This window comes from Pseudoalteromonas luteoviolacea, assembly GCF_001750165.1.
Classification (GTDB): Bacteria; Pseudomonadota; Gammaproteobacteria; order Enterobacterales; family Alteromonadaceae; genus Pseudoalteromonas; species Pseudoalteromonas luteoviolacea_G.
In genome coordinates this window covers 236299-255656 of record NZ_CP015412.1, presented here as the reverse complement: position 1 = coordinate 255656, position 19358 = coordinate 236299, and the positions used below count along the sequence as shown (strand labels likewise).

At 41.0% G+C, this 19358-nt stretch carries 20 protein-coding genes; 9 read left to right on the top strand and 11 right to left on the bottom strand.

Annotation, left to right across the window (positions count from 1 at the left end; translation table 11 throughout):
• Positions 1–111 precede the first annotated feature (111 nt).
• Complete coding sequence (locus S4054249_RS21850) at positions 112–936, top strand: hypothetical protein (protein ID WP_046358059.1); 825 nt, start codon at positions 112–114, stop codon at positions 934–936.
• 44 nt (positions 937–980) lie between these two features.
• On the opposite strand, the gene S4054249_RS21845 is transcribed toward S4054249_RS21850, so the two are convergent.
• Positions 981–1427 (bottom strand): MarR family winged helix-turn-helix transcriptional regulator, encoded by a 447-nt coding sequence (locus tag S4054249_RS21845; protein ID WP_046358058.1) that lies wholly within the window; start codon positions 1425–1427, stop codon positions 981–983.
• A 118-nt stretch (positions 1428–1545) separates the two neighbouring features.
• Between S4054249_RS21845 and hmgA the strand changes: the two genes are divergently transcribed.
• Together hmgA and maiA are read left to right on the top strand one after the other, a co-directional pair.
• Positions 1546–2841 carry a homogentisate 1,2-dioxygenase gene (gene hmgA, locus S4054249_RS21840; protein ID WP_046358057.1) on the top strand — a complete coding sequence of 432 codons (1296 nt, stop codon included), beginning with the start codon at positions 1546–1548 and terminating at the stop codon, positions 2839–2841.
• A gap of 75 nt (positions 2842–2916) precedes the next feature.
• Complete coding sequence (gene maiA, locus S4054249_RS21835) at positions 2917–3543, top strand: maleylacetoacetate isomerase (protein WP_046358056.1); 627 nt, start codon at positions 2917–2919, stop codon at positions 3541–3543.
• A gap of 22 nt (positions 3544–3565) precedes the next feature.
• Here maiA and S4054249_RS21830 read toward each other — a convergent pair whose 3' ends face one another.
• On the bottom strand, positions 3566–3796 hold the full coding sequence (locus tag S4054249_RS21830; RefSeq protein WP_039610295.1) for a TIGR02647 family protein: 231 nt from the start codon (positions 3794–3796) through the stop codon (positions 3566–3568).
• Positions 3797–3976: 180 nt separating this feature from the next.
• Here S4054249_RS21830 and S4054249_RS27335 point away from each other — a divergent pair, with 180 nt between their 5' ends.
• Together S4054249_RS27335 and S4054249_RS21820 are read left to right on the top strand one after the other, a co-directional pair.
• The gene (locus S4054249_RS27335; protein WP_080928458.1) at positions 3977–4273 is read left to right on the top strand and encodes a DUF1496 domain-containing protein; all 297 of its coding nucleotides are present in this window, start codon (positions 3977–3979) and stop codon (positions 4271–4273) included.
• Positions 4274–4298: 25 nt separating this feature from the next.
• The gene (locus S4054249_RS21820) at positions 4299–4550 is read left to right on the top strand and encodes a VF530 family DNA-binding protein (protein WP_046358055.1); all 252 of its coding nucleotides are present in this window, start codon (positions 4299–4301) and stop codon (positions 4548–4550) included.
• A 36-nt stretch (positions 4551–4586) separates the two neighbouring features.
• Here the strand turns inward: S4054249_RS21820 and S4054249_RS21815 are convergent, their stop codons facing one another.
• The 3 genes from S4054249_RS21815 to S4054249_RS21805 form a co-directional block, all read right to left on the bottom strand.
• Positions 4587–5222, bottom strand: a complete 636-nt coding sequence (locus S4054249_RS21815) for a transporter substrate-binding domain-containing protein (RefSeq protein WP_235611284.1) — start codon at positions 5220–5222, stop codon at positions 4587–4589.
• A 218-nt stretch (positions 5223–5440) separates the two neighbouring features.
• Positions 5441–6553 (bottom strand): arginase family protein, encoded by a 1113-nt coding sequence (locus S4054249_RS21810; RefSeq protein WP_046358053.1) that lies wholly within the window; start codon positions 6551–6553, stop codon positions 5441–5443.
• A gap of 285 nt (positions 6554–6838) precedes the next feature.
• Positions 6839–7618: a DUF2189 domain-containing protein gene (locus S4054249_RS21805; RefSeq protein WP_046358052.1), complete on the bottom strand. Its 780-nt coding sequence runs from the start codon at positions 7616–7618 to the stop codon at positions 6839–6841.
• A 258-nt stretch (positions 7619–7876) separates the two neighbouring features.
• Between S4054249_RS21805 and udp the strand changes: the two genes are divergently transcribed.
• Positions 7877–8641, top strand: a complete 765-nt coding sequence (udp, locus tag S4054249_RS21800) for a uridine phosphorylase (RefSeq protein ID WP_046358051.1) — start codon at positions 7877–7879, stop codon at positions 8639–8641.
• Positions 8642–8659: 18 nt separating this feature from the next.
• Here udp and cdd read toward each other — a convergent pair whose 3' ends face one another.
• The 3 genes from cdd to ppc form a co-directional block, all read right to left on the bottom strand.
• Positions 8660–9514: a cytidine deaminase gene (gene cdd / locus S4054249_RS21795; protein ID WP_046358050.1), complete on the bottom strand. Its 855-nt coding sequence runs from the start codon at positions 9512–9514 to the stop codon at positions 8660–8662.
• Positions 9515–9557: 43 nt separating this feature from the next.
• Positions 9558–9926, bottom strand: a complete 369-nt coding sequence (locus S4054249_RS21790; protein ID WP_046358049.1) for a hypothetical protein — start codon at positions 9924–9926, stop codon at positions 9558–9560.
• A gap of 185 nt (positions 9927–10111) precedes the next feature.
• Complete coding sequence (gene ppc, locus S4054249_RS21785; RefSeq protein ID WP_046358048.1) at positions 10112–12745, bottom strand: phosphoenolpyruvate carboxylase; 2634 nt, start codon at positions 12743–12745, stop codon at positions 10112–10114.
• 192 nt (positions 12746–12937) lie between these two features.
• On the opposite strand from ppc, the gene S4054249_RS21780 reads away from it, so the two are divergent.
• A complete protein-coding gene (locus tag S4054249_RS21780; RefSeq protein WP_046358047.1) occupies positions 12938–13657 on the top strand; it encodes an SDR family NAD(P)-dependent oxidoreductase in 720 nt (239 codons plus the stop codon).
• Between the two features lie 4 nt (positions 13658–13661).
• The gene (locus tag S4054249_RS21775; RefSeq protein WP_046358046.1) at positions 13662–14294 is read left to right on the top strand and encodes a flavin reductase family protein; all 633 of its coding nucleotides are present in this window, start codon (positions 13662–13664) and stop codon (positions 14292–14294) included.
• Positions 14295–14363: 69 nt separating this feature from the next.
• Here S4054249_RS21775 and S4054249_RS21770 read toward each other — a convergent pair whose 3' ends face one another.
• A complete protein-coding gene (locus tag S4054249_RS21770) occupies positions 14364–15173 on the bottom strand; it encodes a DUF6279 family lipoprotein (protein WP_046358045.1) in 810 nt (269 codons plus the stop codon).
• A 315-nt stretch (positions 15174–15488) separates the two neighbouring features.
• Between S4054249_RS21770 and S4054249_RS21765 the strand changes: the two genes are divergently transcribed.
• Positions 15489–16214 (top strand): tetratricopeptide repeat protein, encoded by a 726-nt coding sequence (locus S4054249_RS21765; RefSeq protein ID WP_046358044.1) that lies wholly within the window; start codon positions 15489–15491, stop codon positions 16212–16214.
• Positions 16215–16224: 10 nt separating this feature from the next.
• Here S4054249_RS21765 and S4054249_RS21760 read toward each other — a convergent pair whose 3' ends face one another.
• Together S4054249_RS21760 and S4054249_RS21755 are read right to left on the bottom strand one after the other, a co-directional pair.
• Positions 16225–17616 (bottom strand): aldehyde dehydrogenase family protein, encoded by a 1392-nt coding sequence (locus S4054249_RS21760; protein WP_046358043.1) that lies wholly within the window; start codon positions 17614–17616, stop codon positions 16225–16227.
• 274 nt (positions 17617–17890) lie between these two features.
• Positions 17891–19345, bottom strand: coding sequence for an SLC13 family permease (locus tag S4054249_RS21755; protein WP_046358042.1), 1455 nt, complete (start codon positions 19343–19345; stop codon positions 17891–17893).
• Between the last annotated feature and the right edge of the window lie 13 nt (positions 19346–19358).

The window sequence follows — 19358 nt, the reverse complement described above, 5'->3', positions numbered from 1 at the left end:
AACTTTATTGTTCAATTCATACAACAGACACACTTTTTTGAATATAATATTCTCGCAATTTAATCTTTTAAGATAAAAGTGCATCAATGTTTTTGAAAAGGACAAATTCAAATGAAATTAAAAACACTAGTATTAAGCATAACCCTGTTTGGTGGCATTGCTGCTATCCCCGCTCACGCAACCCAACAAGAAGCAGCTACAGCAAGTGCTGGCGAACAGATTTTAGACTTAGCTAAGGACCAACTACTCTCTGGTGTAGGTTCACTACTTATAAATAGCTTCTTTGGTTCTGGTGGGCCAAATTATGTCATGCTCAGTGAGGCCAGTTTACAAGCCATTCAAGAGCGCGTAAGAGCTGAAATTATCCGAGATGCTGAGTTTGAATTTATTTCAGAGTTTAATTCTCTCGAATCATCAATGGAGCATTATTCAGACACGGCCAGATATGGTCGCCCTGACCTTGCTTTACTAAGTAGCTTACTGGTTAAGTCAGAAGATGTGATTAACCACCGTGCGCTTAACGCTCGCTATAACAATGACTTTTACTATATGGCAGATACCTATGCCCTTGCAGCATCCGTAACAGTCGCTATCTACACTGAACGCTATTTACAGGGTTACGTGTCTAAAAGCGTAGTTTCTACCAAAGCACATAACCTTGCCAATATACTCGACACTATGCTTAGGCAAAAAAAAGCTGCTGATTTACCTTTACGCGAGAAATGTATCGCACCGGATCCCTACGATCAAGTTATAGAGTACAAATGCTCGCTCCGAGATCCTCATGGCAATACCCTTGCGTCTTATGTTATCGAGCCTCAATATCCAGATGATGAAGTTTATTGGGAAAACTTAAAAAGAACAAAAGAAGCTCAGTACAGAAAAACTAAATTTGATGGTATTCAATCGGTTATAAACAAACTACGTAGTTTATAACCTTATTTGGTTTGGTGCATACGTTATGATGCGCCAAACCTCGACTAAGATTTATCAACACTTTGTGATAGTTTTGCAATAAGCATTTTAAGTGTGCTTTTTTCACTTTCTGAGAAATTAGATAATAAACTTACTTCCCATTCTTGTGCTTTAGGTGTCAACTGTTTATACAAATCAACCCCCTTATCTGTGCACGCCACTACCGTTGCACGTTTATCTTCAGGGTGCTTGGTAAGTGCTAAAAATTGCTTCTCCTCTAATTGCTTTATGGCACGGGATACCGTGGACTTATCCATATTAGCTAACTCACAAATTTGTTTTGCTGTGGCAAATTCAATATTGATCACATGTGACAAGACTCGCCACTGAGCCTGCGTTAAGCCCGCTTCTTGGCCGTAGACTTGTGCAAAGTCATCACTTACCTTCGTCGATAAAGCGACCAGTTGGTATGGCAAAAATTGGCTAATATCTAAAATATTTGAATTACTCACGGTGCAAAGTGTCTCTCAATCTTGTAATTATTAATTTACAGTACATCTTTCTCAGGATGTTTGCAATTACTCTCACATGAGAGTATCTTACAGAAAACATCAATGGAGTCTACGTAAAATGAGTACAGAATTCGACTATTTGACAGGATTTGGTAACGAATTTGAAACCGAAGCCCTACCAGGTGCGTTACCAGTAGGACAGTTTTCACCGCAAAAAGTGAAATACGACCTATACGCTGAGCAATACAATACCACCGCATTTACTGCCCCTCGCGCTGAAAACCGTAGAAATTGGTTCTATCGTATCCGCCCTTCCGTTTTACAAGGCGAATACCAACCAATGGATAACGGTTTAGTCAGAACAGGCCCTATCACTGAGGTACCAACACCACCGTCGATGTTACGTTGGAACCCTGTGGAAGTACCAGCTGAAAAAACAGACTTCATTGATGGCCTGATTACAATGGCTGCAAACGGCAGTGCAAATGGCCAAGTAGGTATTGGCATTCATGTATACGTAGCCAATGCCTCAATGGAAGGTCGATACTTTTACAACGCAGACGGTGAGTTGCTATTTGTTCCTCAACAAGGTGAACTCGTACTGCATACTGAATGTGGCAAGCTGGCAATTAAACCTGGAGAAATTGCAGTTATTCCACGAGGCCTTAAATTCCGCGTAGAACTTATCAGTGAACAAGTACGTGGGTATATCTGCGAAAACTATGGCCACCCTTATATCTTACCTGAACGTGGACCGGTTGGCGCAAATGGATATACCAACGAACGTGACTTCCAATATCCTGTCGCTGCTTTTGAAGACCTAGAAGGTGACTTTGAGCTTGTTGCTAAATTTAACGGCAATCTATTCCGTTGTGATATCGGACATTCTCCACTGGATGTTGTTGCATGGACAGGTAACAGCGCACCATACAAGTATGACCTGTCTCGCTTTAATGTGATGAATACGGTCAGCTTTGACCACCCGGATCCTTCGATTTTCACAGTGTTAACCTCACCATCAAGTCAAGAAGGTGTAGCAAACGTTGATTTCGTTATCTTCCCACCACGTTGGATGGTCGCAGAAAATACATTCCGCCCTCCGTATTACCACCGTAATATTATGAGTGAGTTTATGGGGCTAATTGAAGGTGTATATGACGCCAAAGAGCATGGTTTCGTTCCAGGTGGCATGAGCTTACACAACTGTATGTCTCCACATGGCCCTGAAGCAGATGTATTTGAAAAAGCCTCAAATGCAGAGCTTGAACCTCAGCGCTACGAGAACACTTTGGCATTTATGTTTGAGTCTCGTTATGTTATTTCTCCAACGAAATACGCATTAGAAGGCAAAGAGCGCCAGCCTAACTATTCAGATTGTTGGAAAGGCATTAAAAAGTACTACAAAGGTGCATAATAGAGAACTTTGCTCTCACACACGTATTTTTACTGGCCACAACACTGTGGCCTTTGTCGTGAATAAGGATTTAAAATGAAACTATATACTTACTTTCGATCATCTGCAGCCTATCGTGTTCGCATCGCGCTCAACCTTAAGGGCATTGAGCATCAACTTGAAGCTGTTAATCTACTAAAATCTGAGCAACAACAAGCGCCATATACAGACAAAAATCCGCAGGGTCTTTTACCAGCAATGGAAACTGAGCAAGGCACTTTAGCACAGTCTTTAGCTATCCTAGAATGGCTAGAGGATACCCATCCAGACACACCACTTTTACCATCAGATCCTTGGCAAAAAGCGCAAGTTCGCAATTTCAGTTACGCCATTGCATGTGATATCCACCCTATTGACAACTTGCGAGTACTTAAGTATTTAAGTGGTGAATTGAACGTAACTGATGAACAAAAAACGACATGGTACCAACACTGGATTATTGAAGGCTTCAAAAAGTTAGAACCAACATTAGGCGAAGGACCATTCTGTTTCGGAGAGAAACCTACACTGGCAGATCTTTGCCTTGTACCACAGGTTTTCAATGCGCTTCGCTTCAAGGTAGATATGACACAGTTTCCTAAGATCGCAGCGGTTTACGAGCACTGTAATACATTAGAAGCATTTATTAAGGCGGCACCCGAAAATCAACCGGATGCAGCTTAAATAGAACGCAGATCGTGGGGCTTTATTTTAATGCCCCATGAACTTGGTCAATATGGGCGAGTAAATCGTGGCCTAAATCTGTCAAATATCCACCATCAGGTCTATCAATTACCCCTTTCGCAAATAACCGCTCTGCCGCAGCTAATATACTCTGATCCGCACTGCTATGTATCTTAAGGCCTTGGTGTAAACTACTCCTTGGAAATTTTGCCAATAGTTCTAGTTCCGCCATTAACTGAGTGTCAAATGCCATACTTCCCCCTATTACAATCAAGCTACCATTCGGGCATGACTTGTGCTTACATTTAAATATAATCGGTCAGACGGTTTTGCCGCTGACAATCCTTTTGAACAGCCGTTACCATTACTAAATTAATACCGTAACATTAGTGCCGATAAACGAACTTCGACCTAATAAACATTAGCCCAGACTATGAGTAATGCCATGTATAAGATCAATTTTTTATCATTTTTAATACTTTTTTTATGTTGTTTCCCGCTAAATGCAAAAGAAAATTCACCACGGGTATTTATCGACTCACCGCTGCGTGTTTGTTGGTTCAATTCATCCCAATATAGTGAAGGCGCGTTAATCAAACAGTTTGATAAGCTTTATGTGTGCAGCCACAAATATGCTAATCAACCTGATAGCCCACTAGTTTGGCTAAAGCTTGATAAAGAAGGCATGCCTAAAAGGCTGGATCTAAGAGGTAAGATAAGAGTACACTAGCGCGTCGCGAATTTTAGGTTTAAACATGAGTACACAGCAACCAAATAACCCCCTTCATGGAGTCAAACTGCAAGATATAGTAGAACGGCTCGAGGCAGAGCTCGGCTGGGAAGAAATGGCGCAACACGTCAATGTAAACTGCTTTAAAAAAGATCCATCTGTTAAGTCTAGTTTAAAGTTTTTACGTAAAACCCCATGGGCCAGAGAAAAAGTTGAGCAGTTATATTTAGACACGTTTCATGGCTTTGCTTGGCCAACTAGCCCTCAGAATAAGTAATTACCTGTTAGTAAGAGGTAACTCCCTCTTACTACACTACTGGCCGACCTTTAGCTGCTCATAACTTGATATGATTTTCTTAGTTACACGGGGAGATAACTTTTTATTACAGGCAAAATAAAGCTCTGTATTTAAATTCTGCAAAGTCAAAACAGGCTCCAATAACTCACTAAGTGGTTCGTGTTGGCGTTTAAACTCAAACTGATTGTCACTTAAAATAACCAAATCGACAAACTTTCGCCTCGTTGCAAGTAGCTCAAACACACGGTCAAATGAATTTATCAGTACCAAGTTATACCCTTCAATAAACCCATTTTTGACCAAAAATTGATGGCTGTAGTTATCTTTAATCACAGCAACTTTATACTGTTTTGTATCTTCAATTGCTTCTAGGGAAATTTGCGAGGACTTGAGTGCATAAAAAGAGGTCGTAAACTTACTAATTGGAAAAATCCAATTAAATTTTTCACCCCGTATCTCATTCTTAGCCATTGAAAAGATACAAGTATTATCATCTCGTGCAGCAGTATTATAAGCTGTCGTCCAACTCTCGACAGAAATACGATAATTTATCTCAGATTTATCTAACACCGCTTTAACTTTGTCTACCGCAGTACCAACCAGTTCTCCCTCCCCATTTAGGTATTGGAACTTTGGAAAGTTTTCGGTCACTATATTAAGCGTATAATTGGCCTGAGCGACCGCTACAAATAAAAGGAAATAGCATCCAAGCACCCACCGATACAACTCAGAACTCCAATCAGACTAGATATATGTTTATAAACTATAGGTAAGAAATACAGCTCTGTGAAATTTGCACACAATATATAAACAGATTACGACTCGCGGAATAGCAAGAAAAAGGGGGGCATGCCCCCTAATTAGACACTTTATGCTTTATTCATCGCATCAATTAAGAATGCTGAAATCTTAGCACCTTCACGTAAAGTTGTTTCCGAACTAGATTGTCCTGCAAGGGAGCTGTCAGTAAATGGCGCAATTTCCATCATGTCAGCACCTGTAATTGGGAACTCTTTAGCCAGCGCTTTTAAAATCGTAAGCGCCTCTTCAGGTGTTAATCCGCCTGTCTCTGGTGTTCCCGTTGCCGCAGCAAATTCTTCATCAAGAGCGTCAATATCAAAGCTTACGTACAGCTCATCAACATTGTCTTCTTTTAGTTGCTCAATAACACCTGCAACAATCGCGTCGGCACCTTTTTCGCGAATTTCATGGGCCCAATGCTGTTTCACACCAAAAGTGCCTTCCCAATGCTCCTTCGCTTTTCCACTTGAACGGATGCCAAATTGGATAAGATGGTGTGGGGCCGGTAAAAACTCAAGAATATGTGTACACCAAGAGCCAAAGCACAGATCAATACCTAATCTTTCTACTAGTAGGTCAGTGTGCGCATCAAAATGAATAATAGCCGTACGTTTACCCTGTTCTCTTTTTGCTTTTAAGTATGCCTTTGTAAGTGGGTAACTGATAGAGTGGTCACCACCAATACCAAACACACCTTTGTCTGGGTAGTGCTTATAAAAGCCATCACAAACATCTTCTGTAATTGAAAGCGGTGCTACAAAGTACTCACTGTTCTCGTCTTGATAAAGCGCCTTTTGACAATTCGAAATCGTACCTTCATTTAAATACTTGTCATGAAGTAAGTGAGGAATGACACGAACATCACCTAAATCGAATGCTGATGTTTGCGGCTGTTGCTCTATTAAAGTACTTCTCAAAAAAAGTGGACCCCAATTTGCGCCACGCAAAATACCGCCACCACAGTCTGAGCTAATACCTAAAATAGCGGCTTTATGCGCGCTATCATCAATCTTCTGTAGAGAATCTTTCCAAAGCGCTTCAACACCTTCTGTTTGGCCATATAACTTTTGTCTAAGTGCGTCTTTTCGCTCTTTAGCTGTATTTACAGTAAAGACACCATCACCCGGTGGGCACAAACAATTTTCTAGTTTTTCAAGGTATTGTGATTTGCTGTTGCTCATAGCGTGCTCCTCAATAATTTGCATAATCATGCTAAATTAACTCTACTTCAAAAACGTAATCCGCTATTGAATTCAACTCACTTATATGAAAATGCCCCCTCAAAAACTTCGAAACAATTTAAAATAAACTGCTTTAAAGTCATAGAGTTAAACATTATCAAAATTGAGCTAAGAGAAAATTACAATAAGAATAACGCTGATATAACATGGTAGGAATATAAGTCAACCGCTGAGAGTAAAATGCCTTTCTCTTACAGCGGCTGAATATTCACAGAAGCTGTGTAGTTATTCGTATCCTCTGGGCTTTTTAGTTTTAATAATCGCAATGTAGCCATGCCAACTGGCATACGACAATAAAGGCATGATTATGATAAAACCAGCTGCGCCTGTTAAGAACCCAATGATGACTAATGTCACAATGGTTAAGCCCCAAACAATCATTGCTGGTACGTTAGTTCCAACGGCATGAATGGAAGACACCACCGCTGTCATAATGTCAACTCGGCGTTCCATCATGATCTGTGGTGTAAATGCAGAAATCGCAAACACTGCCATCATAAGCACACCGCCAACGATAGAACCCAATGCTAAAAAAGCAGATAACTGCTCAAAATTAGGGTTTGGTACATTTGGATAGAGTGCATGTATTAACGCAGCCAAGCGCATCCACACAATCATAATAACCATCAATAAAATAGCAAACCCCCACTCACCAGCAGGGTTTCGGAACATAGACTTTAAGCTGTGCATCAATGTTGGTTTATGCCCTTTCTCTAACTCCCATGCGACGTCGTACAACCCAGCGGCAAATGCTGGCCCAATCAATGCAAATGCGACTGAAGCAGGTAAAATAACCAAATGCGTACCCGACTGAAAAACAAGCCACATAATAAATGCTGGGATAATGCTAAAAACTAAACCGTAAACTAGACTGAGTATTGGTGCTCTAACAATATCTTTGCACGCTAGTGACAGCCAGTGAAATGGTGCAAGTGCGGCGATCTGATTGCTCTCCAAACACCGTGCGAACTCCGGGTTTTTGTCTACTGAGTGAGATGTTGGCATAAAATTGTCCTCTCTACATTGCTATATTAAGGTTTAGATTAGCGAAGCCCAACATGCAAGCATAGCAATAGTTCATATAAAGATTTATTGATCAAATCGATATTATGAGCGCACTAGTAACAAGTTTACCTTTATTGAAACCAAGCTCGCTTTTAAAGTGACCAATTGGCTAACTTGAATTAACGTAGCGGACATGTGTCCTGTACTTAAAACTCACTAACTTTAACCATTACGTTTTAGAACATAAAAAGGTTTTTTATGGAAAAGGTATTTCACTTAGGGTTGACTAAAGCAGACCTTCAAGGGGCTAAACTCGCAATCGTACCAGGCGACCCCGAGCGCTCAAAGCGTATTGCACAGCAGCTAGATAATGCAATTTGCTTAGCGCAAACGCGAGAGTTTCACATCTACCTAGCGACAATCAAAGAGCAACCGGTCGTAGTATGCTCGACAGGCATTGGGGGTCCATCTACTTCAATTGCCGTTGAGGAGCTCGCTCAGCTTGGTATAAAAACTTTCCTTAGAATTGGTACAACTGGCGCAATCCAACCGCAAATTGACGAAGGTGATATCCTAGTTAGTACTGCATCTGTCAGATTAGACGGTGCGAGTCAGCACTTTGCGCCATTGGCTTACCCTGCTGTCTCTGATTTCCATAGCACACAAGCTATGGTGCAAGCATGTGAGTTCGAAGGTGTTCCTTACCATACAGGTATTACGGCATCGAGTGACACCTTTTATCCAGGTCAAGAACGCTATGATACCTTCTCAGGTTATGTCTCTAAAGCATTCCAAGGCTCATGTGAAGAGTGGCAAAAGTTAAACGTTATGAATTATGAAATGGAGTCGGCGACCCTTTTCACTATGTGTGCAGCATTAGGACTTAAAGCTGCGTGTGTCGCAGGCGTCTTAGTTAATCGTACTAGACAAGAAATCCCTGATGTTGACCACCAGCTTGTCGAAAAGCGTGCGGTATCAGTTGTTATTAAAGCGGCTGAGATATTATTGACACAAGCAAAGTAGGCTAACGCCTACTTTAGCCTAAAATACGTGGTGAATAAGAGGCACATTGCCTTTTAGGCTGGTGAGTACAGCTTGCGCCACGGATTTTTGATTCTCGTACCCTGCCCTTTCAACCAAAGTAATTCGTTCTACATTCGCTTCGTCTAAGAGCTCTCCAGATAGAGCTAATTGACTCAATACACTGTTCATTGGGGATAGACTCGGACTGTATGCCGCATTTTCTGCATACCTGCCATAAAACGCCCTGCCATCAGTCAACACCAACTCTGCAGCGCATAAATTTTCTGTATATGGCACATACGCAAAGCGTAAATGCTGTTTGAGAGTATCAGAAATAGGTAAATCGATCTTTAAATTAGAAACAGTGTTGGCCATTAACGAAGATGCATTTCCTAGATCATTTGGGCCAAAGTCACATGGCAGCAACTCACTCAGGGAATATTTCCCATTCGGGAGTAATATTGTTAAATCTCCAGCAGAGCTTAACTCATTCATAAACTGACGACAGAACCCACAAGGCGCAGCATTAATCGCAATTGAAGTGATTTCTTGAGCCCCATTTATCCACGCGTTATTAATGGCTGCTTGTTCAGCATGTACAACCAAAGACAATGCCTGATGTTTAAATTCTAAATTTGCTCCGAGGTATAAATTACCCGTGACTTTATCGAAGGCCACAGCGCCAACAAAAAATTGTGAGATAGGTGCTTGGGAAAATTTTGCGGCGACTGGCAACAAGGCTTGCTGTAGTTGCTCAACATTACACTGAAGCTGCTCTGTCAATTCTAGAACGATTTGCGTATGCAATATGCCATTGTATTGCTTCGCGATATCGAAAATATATTCTTCTGTTTTGTTGTCTTTTATTACCATAATTTAATTATTATAGAATATGGCATGCCAGTTTACGCAGGTTTTATGCGTTACTCAACCATTCCTTTGCAGATTTAAAACATTCAAAGTTTTCTGCTTGAATGCCAAATCTTTTGACTTTTTGTAGGAAAAGATCGTGCATGTAGCCTTCAAATCCAACTACACGTGCTATTTGTATATTTGTCAGGTAATGCGCCACCTTTGGCATGACATTTACTATATCTATTGCTGCAAACTTGTGTTCCAGTTCCGAAACATCCACCAATACTTTTCGACTACCATGTTGCTCAGAATACGCTTTAGCGGCTTTGTAAGCATTCACCACATCCTCAGCTCCGGCTTTACCACGCACTGTCATCAAAATTAGTGACGTAGATTTATCATAAGTGATACTGGTTGATAGTGCTGACATATAGAACTCTGCAAAATACCGATTAATAAAATAATGAGGGCAAGGATTTTAATTTAAAGCACGCGCCTGTCAATGAAATAAGATTTAAAAATGAGAAAAAAATCAAAAACCAATCACAAAGGATTGGTTTTTGATTTCATTAAGTTATAAATGTGTGACTTTACAACACAAGTTGAACATAAGTATTAGCCTGTATTACGTAAACCTGCAGCGATCCCCATCATAGTGATCATCAATGCGCTATCTAGGTTAGGAGTATCAGTATCACGCGTCCGCTTAAGCAGCTCTACTTGCAATAAGTTGAGAGGATCCGTGTATGGATTTCTTAATGAAATTGACTCTTTAATCCATGGCTGAGCAGACAATAAGCTCCCCTTTGGCGCCAAGCGGATGACTTGCTCAGTTGTTTCATTAAGCTCAGCTCGTAGCTGTTTGCCAATAATTTGTAAGTTTTCAGGTACCAAGCGTTCGTCATAATACTCAGATAACCACAGATCGGATTTACAGAACACCATTTCAAGCATTTCTAGCCGAGTTCTGAAAAATGGCCAAAGTTCGCTCATTTCTTCAATCAGTGCTTCACCACCTAAATTCAGAACCGCTTTCAAACCTTCATTAGCGCCAAGCCAAGCCGGTAACATCAAACGATTTTGACTCCAAGCGAAAATCCAAGGTATTGCTCTGAGGCTCTCTATTCCCCCCTTTGGATTTCGTTTTGCAGGGCGCGAGCCTAATGGCAATTTTGCTAATTCAATTTCTGGCGTTGCACTTCTAAAATATGAGACAAAATCAGGCGTATTTCGCACATATTTGCGATACCTTTCACATGATGCCTCACTAAGTAGGTCCATAGCCTCTCGCCATTGTGTTTTTGGTTTTGGTGGGGGAAATAAATTGTTCTCAATAATTGCACTGGCATATAAAGATAAGCTCTGAATTGCAACCGGCGTGAGACCAAATTTAAAGCGGATCATTTCTCCCTGTTCCGTCACCCTTAAACCATACTTTAATGAACCTGGAGGTTGAGACCTCAGAGCTTGGCGGGCAGGAGCCCCACCTCGACCAATAGTGCCGCCGCGTCCATGGAATAACTTCATTTTAATTCCATGCTTCTCACCCAGTTCAATAAGAGATTCCATCGCTCGATATTGCGCCCAACCAGCCGCCATCATCCCAGCATCTTTCGCAGAGTCTGAATAACCAATCATGACATATTGTTGATGGGATAAATGGCCTTTATACCAGCTCGAGCTAAACAGCTCAGTCATGACCTTATCTGCACGATTCAAGTCATCCAACGTCTCGAACAATGGAGCAACAGGTAAATTAAACCCTACACCACTCTCTTTTAACAAAAGTTGAACTGCGAGTACATCCGACGCATATTGCGCCATAGAAATAATGTAAATACCTAACGATGCACGGTCTTGCTGTGCAATAACATCAAATGTATCTACCACTTCTCTAACCGCATCGCTCGGACGCCAATGTTTTGGAATGATTGGTCGCCTAGAACTTAATTCAGACAACAAGAACGCTTGTTTGTCTTGCTCAGACCACTGTGCATAATCTCCAACACCCAAATATCTTGTTAACTCGGAAAGCACTTCTGTATGGCGCGCAGAGTCTTGGCGAATATCAAGTTGACACAAGTTCACACCAAAGCAGTTCAAACGCCTTAGTACATCTAATAACAAACCATTGGCCACGACCTCCATACCCAACTCATTTAATGAGTTAAAACAAATTAACAATGGCTCTTTTAGTTGCTCTGTATCTTTGATTTTGTCTCGGCAGGAAGTGGGCAGGCCTTTAATTTTACTTTCTAAGAAATCAATCGTTTCACGTACATCTTTTTTTAAGCTTTTAAGCAAAGCTCTATACGGTTCACTCGTCTCACCTGTACGCATAAGTAGCGGCTTATTGGCACCGCTCATAGATAACTCTGCACTCAACTTATCCAAGTCTCGATAATATAGGTCTAGCGCCATCCAGCGACCGTGATCTAGCACACTCTGAGTCACTTTCGCCGTTACATTAGGGTTGCCATCTCTGTCCCCCCCCATCCAAGAAGCCAATTTAACAGGTGAAAAGCTTTGCGGTAAATCAATGTCCAGATACTGCTTAGCCATCTTGCTGAGTTCACTTACAAACTGCGGTATTGCATGCCACAAACTGTTTTCCACAACAGCAAACCCCCACTTAGCTTCCTCTAGTGGCGTGGGACGATTATCCCTGATTTCATTCGTGTGCCATGCTTGACAGATTAACTGTGCTATCCGAGCTAAAATGGTATCTCGTTCTACAACTGAACATTCGAGACTTTCAAGCTCCTTTAAGCAATCACTTAGCTCAACATGCTTACTGATGATGGTACGTCGCGTGACCTCTGTTGGGTGGGCAGTTAAGACTAGTTCGATTTGCACAGTCGACAACACTTGCAAGGCATCTTCTCGAGAGCATTTACCTTCATCAAGATGCTCAGCCAGTTCTTTGATTGTGCCTTCAATGGTGTCGAACGATCCTTTGGGAGCTCCTGATTTGGATATCGTATGATATTGTTCAGCCACGTTCGCCAAGTTTAGGAAATGATTAAATGCTCTGCACACTGGTAACAACTCCTCATTACTCAGCGCCTTAAGCGTATCAATTAGCATTTCTCTGGCTTGATGATCGCCACCTCTCGAGGCCTTTGCCAAATGCCTGATCTGTTCCACTTTTTCTAGTAGTTCCGAGCCTTGAGCATGCTCTATGGTTGCACCTAGACATTCACCCAGTAGGCTCACATTACGGCGAAGATTTGTATATTGCTGATCCATACGCTTTCCTTTGAATACATTTTATGCAATCCAATATACTGTTAAACCTACATAAATGAAAAGACCATTTGGTTACACTTTTTGACCAAAGCAATGTACGTTGAAAGATACATACACTGCCAACAGACGTTTGGTGATCTAAATCGAAAGTAATACCGTACACTACAAAAACATAAGTTGGGTACGTTCACTATGGCTCAGAAAACTGCCGTTGTAATTGGTGCAAGCGGCGCAATCGGTAAAGCGCTGGTCAATCTACACTTACGCCACAATGATCATGTTGTTGCTATAAGCCGTGAAATTCTAAGTACATCTCATCCACATTTAAAAAAATTTGAAACCGACTATACAAAAGAGAATATAGAAGAGCTGGCAACTAGGATATCTCGTATATATCCCGCTATACACTCTATCAGTATATGCAATGGTGTATTACACACGGATGAGAATATGCCAGAAAAACGTCTAGAGTCTTTTGATATTGATTACTTTGGCATGCTTATGCACGTCAACACGACGATCCCTTTCATGTGGCTGCAAGCATTCATGCCTCACTTGATATCGACACAAACACCGTGCGTTGTCACGGCACTGAGTGCTCGAATTGGCAGTATTTCAGATAATCAACTCGGTGGGTGGTACAGCTACAGAGCATCCAAAGCAGCGCTTAACATGCTTTTCAAAACTGCAAGTATTGAACTACAAAGGCGAAAATGTAACGCCAAACTAATGCTGTTTCACCCCGGAACAACTGACTCCGCTTTGTCTAAACCATTTCAAAGCAACGTACCCGACGGTAAATTATTCAAGCCTGAATTTGTTGCAGAGCAACTCAATAAATTTCAGAACAACAGAGAGTTTAACGGCGCCATCGACTTCATTGACTGGCAAGGTAAGAACATACAATGGTAATAAAATGATTGTTAATAACCAAGACATACTCAATCTCCCTGAGCGCTACAGAGCGCATTTCATAAACAGCTTATCGGGATATAAAAGTGCGAATTTAATTGGAACACGCGATTTAAATGGGAAAGACAACTTGTCTATCGTCAGCTCTGTTTTTCATCTAGGCGCTAATCCACCTTTACTGGGTGTCATATTCAGACCTCACAGCGTCAGACGTGACACATTAGAGAATATATTAGAAACCGAAACGTATACGATAAACCATGTGAACTCACTCATTTGGCAAGAAGCGCACCAAACATCTGCTCGATATGACGTAGGTCAATCTGAATTTGATGAAACAGGGCTAACTCCCTATTATCATGAAAGTTTTGAAGCTCCTTTCGTTTCACAAAGTCAGGTTAAAATTGGTTTAAAATTAAGACAACATCAGACTATTGAGCTCAATAAAACGGTACTCGTTATAGGCGAAATTGTACATGTTGAAGTAGCTGATATTGCTGTAAAAGAAGATGGCTTTATCAACCTTGAACAATTAGATACAGTTGCGGTATCGGGGCTTGACTGCTACCACACCACCAGCAAGATAGACAGGTTAGAATATGCAAAACCTGATCGTCCCGTTAAGCGCAAAGCATAAACTTTTATCGCGCGGCTACAACAAACATTAATCTATGCTGGAACACATTCCAGCATTTAACCAATCGCGTTATATTTTTGTATTTTTAAGCACAGCTAACAGGTCACTCAATTCAGCAAAGTATTGGTTTAATTCCTCTTTTTGATTTTTAGATAATGTTTCTCGAAGACTCAGCATGAACTTTATTTGAGTTCGAATACGCCTTTCTCGTTGCTCAATGCGATGTTCAGGCCAATTACGAGGGTGATTTACAACATAGCGCCCCAGTTTTTCAATGTCAGCTTCACCTAGCTGCCTTTGGACTAATAGTGACTCTATTGCAGTCAGTCTATTTTGATTATTCAATACCCTTAATTCTTGATAAAAAGATCCCTGATCAATATGTTTCGATATCATATCTTTTTGTTTTTTATTCAAACTTCCCAAAATATCTTCAAAGCGTGTTAGGGTCCGAGTCTGCCTTTCTACATCATTTTGTCTCAATTGCATTTTTTCTTTGATACTGTCGATAAATTGTTTTTTTTGCGAGTTATCTAGCGACATCAGAAACTCAACAGAAACAGGCTTCAGGCCAACAATGAGCTCATACCAATGCGCATTGACCTGCATACTGAGCTCATATAATTGCTGCTCATCCATATCCTTCCAGCTATTTTTAAGCACATTTAGCCACCCTTGATAAATTGGCAAGTAACGTGACTGATGCATCACCTGTAGTTGACCAAACTCTTTCAAAAACCACGCTTGTTGATCGTCTGTGAGCTCCACATATTCTTCAAGCTGGTTTAACGCTAGCCTGTCTGAGTTTTTATACACAGTCCCGTAAAAACAACCTGACAGCATAAACAATGCTAAAAATACTAAAGTGAATCTAAACACCACCCCTCCAAACACAATTAATTATCATTTGCAGTTGACAAACAACTTAAAGTTATTGATAATCATTCTCAATGAGGCAGTATTTTGGATTATACGCACAAAGCTTGCTTCATTAAGTGAATTACTATTCGACCCAGTATATTCACAAACTCATTTACTTGCTACATTGCTCATATCGGTGACGGTAGATATGAAAATTAAAAAGCCCGAAAGGGCTTTTTTTATTTCCCTTCATAAGGTTATAGTCTAAACTGCATAAATATAATATGTGCATTAAACTAAACAAAAAACCCTGTGCCATAAGGAGAAATTAAGATGCGAAAGTTAACCCAAACACTTTTATTCTCAGGGCTAATTCTCAGCTCTACGCCAACACTTGCAGGGTTAGAAGAAGGCATAGCTGCTGCAAATCAAGGTCAATTTGATGTTGCCATTAAAGAATTTCAATATTTGGTAGACATGGGCTTTGCACCAGGCATGTATGAATTGGCCAAAATGTATGACGGGGGATATGGCGTACCGAAAAACCCTAGAAAAGCCGCTGAACTACTTCAACGCGCCGTGAAACTAGGCAGCGCAGATGCTATGTTTTCACTTGCTGTTCTTTATCAAGATGGACGTGGCGTTAAACTAGATAAGCAAAAAGCTGTAGACCTGTTTACTCAAGCTGCCAAAAAGAACTTACCTGCTGCACAATTTAACCTCGGTGTAATGCATGCCAATGGTGACGGTGTAGTTCAAGACTATGTAAAAGCGCGGTTTTGGTACGAAAGAGCAGCAGCCAACAACTACACACTCGCCATGTACAATCTAGCCCTGCTCTATTATCAAGGCTTAGGTGTGCAAAAAAATGTGGAGCGCTCGTACATTTGGAATCTGCTTGCTGAATTCAATGGGTATGCACAAGCCGCAGAAAGCCGCCAGTTAGATGAGCAAAGCTTGTCTCGCTCTCAGTTAGAAAGAGGTCAACGTATCGCTAACGATATCTACCACAAAATTCAGGCTAATACCTATATTGCTGGGAGCGGATTCGCTGAATAATAATTTGATATTATTTTAAATATAGCCACGTCAGCAATTTGTTTATGGCATGGCTATATTCCGCAAACAGCTTACTTCGCCAAATTCGGCTGTTCGACTTAAATATTGATTTGGCATGGCTAAAAGTCACCAACCCTTCTGTACCGTGATATTGACCCATCCCAGAGTGACCAACCCCGCCAAATGGAAGATCAGTCACAGCGACGTGCAACAGCATATCATTAATGCTGATTGAGCCAGCTAATAAAGACTGTCTAATGTCTCTTTGTGCTTTAAGGTTGTCTGTATATAAATAGCTAGTTAGCGGGCTGCCTTGGCGCTGAATTATCTTTTTAGCATCGACTAAATCTCGTACTTTTATTACGCTGAGTATTGGCCCAAATACTTCCTCTTGCATAATGCGTGAATCTAAAGGCGGGTTAAATATCAAGTGCATACCAAAATCATCTGCGCGAATATTTTCAAGCGGCTTTGAATGATAAACTTCCACGCCCATATCAATAACATCTTCAATAAGAGACTCTAATCTTCGGGCATGATGCTCATTTACAATACCTGTTTGTCTTTCCATATCGTCACGTTTGACGAGCTGATGTTTGAGTTTCGCAATAAAGGATTCATAAATAAACTCTTCAACAAGCACATAATCAGGTGCGACACACACCTGCCCCGCATTCATTTTTTTTGCAAAAATAATGTCTAACACTGCTTTATCTTGGTTTGCATCAGCTAAAACTATCATGGGTGATTTCCCACCTAGCTCCAAAGTAACAGGCACTAAATTTCTTGATGCTGCTGCATAAACCTGCTTACCGACGTCTGTAGAGCCTGTAAAAAATATGTGATCAAAATGCTGATGGCTAAACATAGAGGCAATATCAGGTCCTCCCTCTACTACGATACAATCGCTCTCAATTGACTTGAGTACATCTTTCATCACTTCATTAACGGATGGTGTATATTCGCTGAGTTTTATCATCACTTTATTGCCCGCTGCAAGCGCAGTCGCCAGCGGAACAAGCGCTAATTGAATTGGATAATTCCACGGTGCAATAATGCCGATAACACCTTTGGGTACGTACTCAACCCACACTCTAGAGGGAAAAAACTGCCAGCCTGCAGATCTAGAGTGAGGCTTCATAAAAGACTCAATTTTCCGGCACAAATAGCGAATATGACTCACAGTTGGAATGATGTCAGCCACAAGTGTGTCGTATTCAGCTCGAATACTGAAATCATTATTAGCGGCTTCAACAAACCGTTGCTTATTTGCAATAATTGCGGCACTTAATCTTTCTAACTTTTCTTTTCTCTTAGAGCTTGTTGGAAATGGATCTAAATAGTGCGCAGACTTCAATTTAATAAACTCATTTACTATTCCATGTTCTTGGACTTGGCTCACACTATTTGCCTCTCTAATTTATCACGACCTAAACAGTTACTTCTGAAATTATATTGACCACTTGGACATGCAGATTAAATCGATTTCTCCAATGAGAATTTGCAATCAGAGAAACCACATTCACAGTAGCAAATAGACTACCTATTCCTCAACTCGTGCACCTTGAGACGTCAATATGCACTTATCTACTGTAGATTCTCACTGTTTATGTAACATCATCAAAAAGGCCACCTTATACCTGGTGGCCCTTATACACCTGAAAATGCCTACAACGTTAAAATACAAAAACCCAACGAGCAACCGTTAAGGTTATAAGACTTATCATTGCAATAGCAATTAGGTTTAATACAAATCCCGCTTTTATCATATCCCTAATTTTTATTTCACCAGATCCAAATACTATCGCATTTGGCGGAGTTGCTACGGGCATCATAAAGGCACAGCTTGCGGCCATTGCCGCAGGGATGATCCATACCAATGGCGTTCCCGTCACTTGTTCTGCAACCGGACCAAGTAAAGGTAAAAAGCCTGCGGCTGTGGCTGTATTGCTTGTCAGCTCAGTTAAAAATGTGATCAAAGCAGCCACAGCAATGACACTCAATACAAGTGGAATAGCACTCGCACCTGCTAATATATTTGCGATGTATTCAGCAAGGCCAGATCCTTTTATTTGGCTCGCTAAGGTTAACCCGCCACCAAATAATAAAAGTATGCCCCATGGCACTTCTTTCGCAGCAGGCCAGTCCATAACTTTTTGCTCGCCTTTACTGTCTGCTGGTAAAACAAATAACATGATAGACGCTGCAACCGCTATTCCCGTATCTGTAATGTTTAACCCAGTCCATGTTTGTAAATAGGGCCTCAAAAGCCAACCAAATACTGCAAATAAGAAGACATACAGAACATTTTTCTCCGCAATCGTCATTCTGCCCTGCTCTTTGAGTTGAGAGGAAAATATTTCCGTCATCTGACTATTATTTTGTTGCGGAGCAAGTTTAAATGCAAACTTGGTTAGCCAAAGCCAACATAAAAAAATCATGCCAAATGTAAATGGCACCGCAACTATCATCCATTGTCCAAAGCCTATTTCTATTTGATGGTTGTCCCACAAATACGCGACCATTAATGCGTTAGGTGCAGTGCCAATAATAGTTCCAACACCACCTAAACTTGCACTATAGGCAATAGCTAACAACAAGGCTTTTGCATAGTTATCACAGTGAGCACCGTTTTTTTGTAAAACATGAATCACAGACAAAGCAATAGGCAACAACATCAGCGTGGTGGCCGTATTATTTATCCACATAGATAAAAAGCCGCTTACAAGCATCATAGCCAACACTTGATATTTAGGGTTTGTGCCACTTTTGAGCATGGTCTTTAGCGCAATTCGCTTGTGCAACTGCGACTTTTCCATGGCTATCGAAATTAAAAACCCACCTAAAAATAAAAAGATAAGGGGATGCGCATATGCCGATGAGGTACTCTTTATATCATTAATGTCCGCCAGCGGAACAGCCAATAAAGGAACCAATGACGTAACAGGGATTGGGACTGTCTCACTTACCCACCAAACAGCGAGCCACATCGCTAAGCCTGCAGTGCGCCAACCTTGCTCTGATAAGCCTTCAGGGCCTTGAGTGAGACATGTCAGTAAAAAAAGGAAGGGGCCTAGAAATAGCCAAAATTTGTTATATAAGGAACTACCTTTAACCATTGTATCCGTCATTTTTCTATTTTTT

Excerpts from the sequence above, each read along its gene's own strand:
- S4054249_RS21780 (WP_046358047.1), top strand. The coding sequence starts at position 12,938 with ATGGCTCAGAAAACTGCCGTTGTAATTGGTGCAAGCGGCGCAATCGGT.
- ppc (WP_046358048.1), bottom strand. The coding sequence starts at position 12,745 with ATGGATCAGCAATATACAAATCTTCGCCGTAATGTGAGCCTACTGGGT.
- S4054249_RS21755 (WP_046358042.1), bottom strand. The coding sequence starts at position 19,345 with ATGACGGATACAATGGTTAAAGGTAGTTCCTTATATAACAAATTTTGG.
- S4054249_RS21805 (WP_046358052.1), bottom strand. The coding sequence starts at position 7,618 with ATGCCAACATCTCACTCAGTAGACAAAAACCCGGAGTTCGCACGGTGT.
- S4054249_RS21765 (WP_046358044.1), top strand. The coding sequence starts at position 15,489 with ATGCGAAAGTTAACCCAAACACTTTTATTCTCAGGGCTAATTCTCAGC.
- cdd (WP_046358050.1), bottom strand. The coding sequence starts at position 9,514 with ATGGTAATAAAAGACAACAAAACAGAAGAATATATTTTCGATATCGCG.
- udp (WP_046358051.1), top strand. The coding sequence starts at position 7,877 with ATGGAAAAGGTATTTCACTTAGGGTTGACTAAAGCAGACCTTCAAGGG.
- S4054249_RS27335 (WP_080928458.1), top strand. The coding sequence starts at position 3,977 with ATGAGTAATGCCATGTATAAGATCAATTTTTTATCATTTTTAATACTT.
- S4054249_RS21830 (WP_039610295.1), bottom strand. The coding sequence starts at position 3,796 with ATGGCATTTGACACTCAGTTAATGGCGGAACTAGAACTATTGGCAAAA.
- S4054249_RS21820 (WP_046358055.1), top strand. The coding sequence starts at position 4,299 with ATGAGTACACAGCAACCAAATAACCCCCTTCATGGAGTCAAACTGCAA.
- S4054249_RS21810 (WP_046358053.1), bottom strand. The coding sequence starts at position 6,553 with ATGAGCAACAGCAAATCACAATACCTTGAAAAACTAGAAAATTGTTTG.
- S4054249_RS21790 (WP_046358049.1), bottom strand. The coding sequence starts at position 9,926 with ATGTCAGCACTATCAACCAGTATCACTTATGATAAATCTACGTCACTA.
- maiA (WP_046358056.1), top strand. The coding sequence starts at position 2,917 with ATGAAACTATATACTTACTTTCGATCATCTGCAGCCTATCGTGTTCGC.
- S4054249_RS21775 (WP_046358046.1), top strand. The coding sequence starts at position 13,662 with ATGATTGTTAATAACCAAGACATACTCAATCTCCCTGAGCGCTACAGA.
- hmgA (WP_046358057.1), top strand. The coding sequence starts at position 1,546 with ATGAGTACAGAATTCGACTATTTGACAGGATTTGGTAACGAATTTGAA.
- S4054249_RS21850 (WP_046358059.1), top strand. The coding sequence starts at position 112 with ATGAAATTAAAAACACTAGTATTAAGCATAACCCTGTTTGGTGGCATT.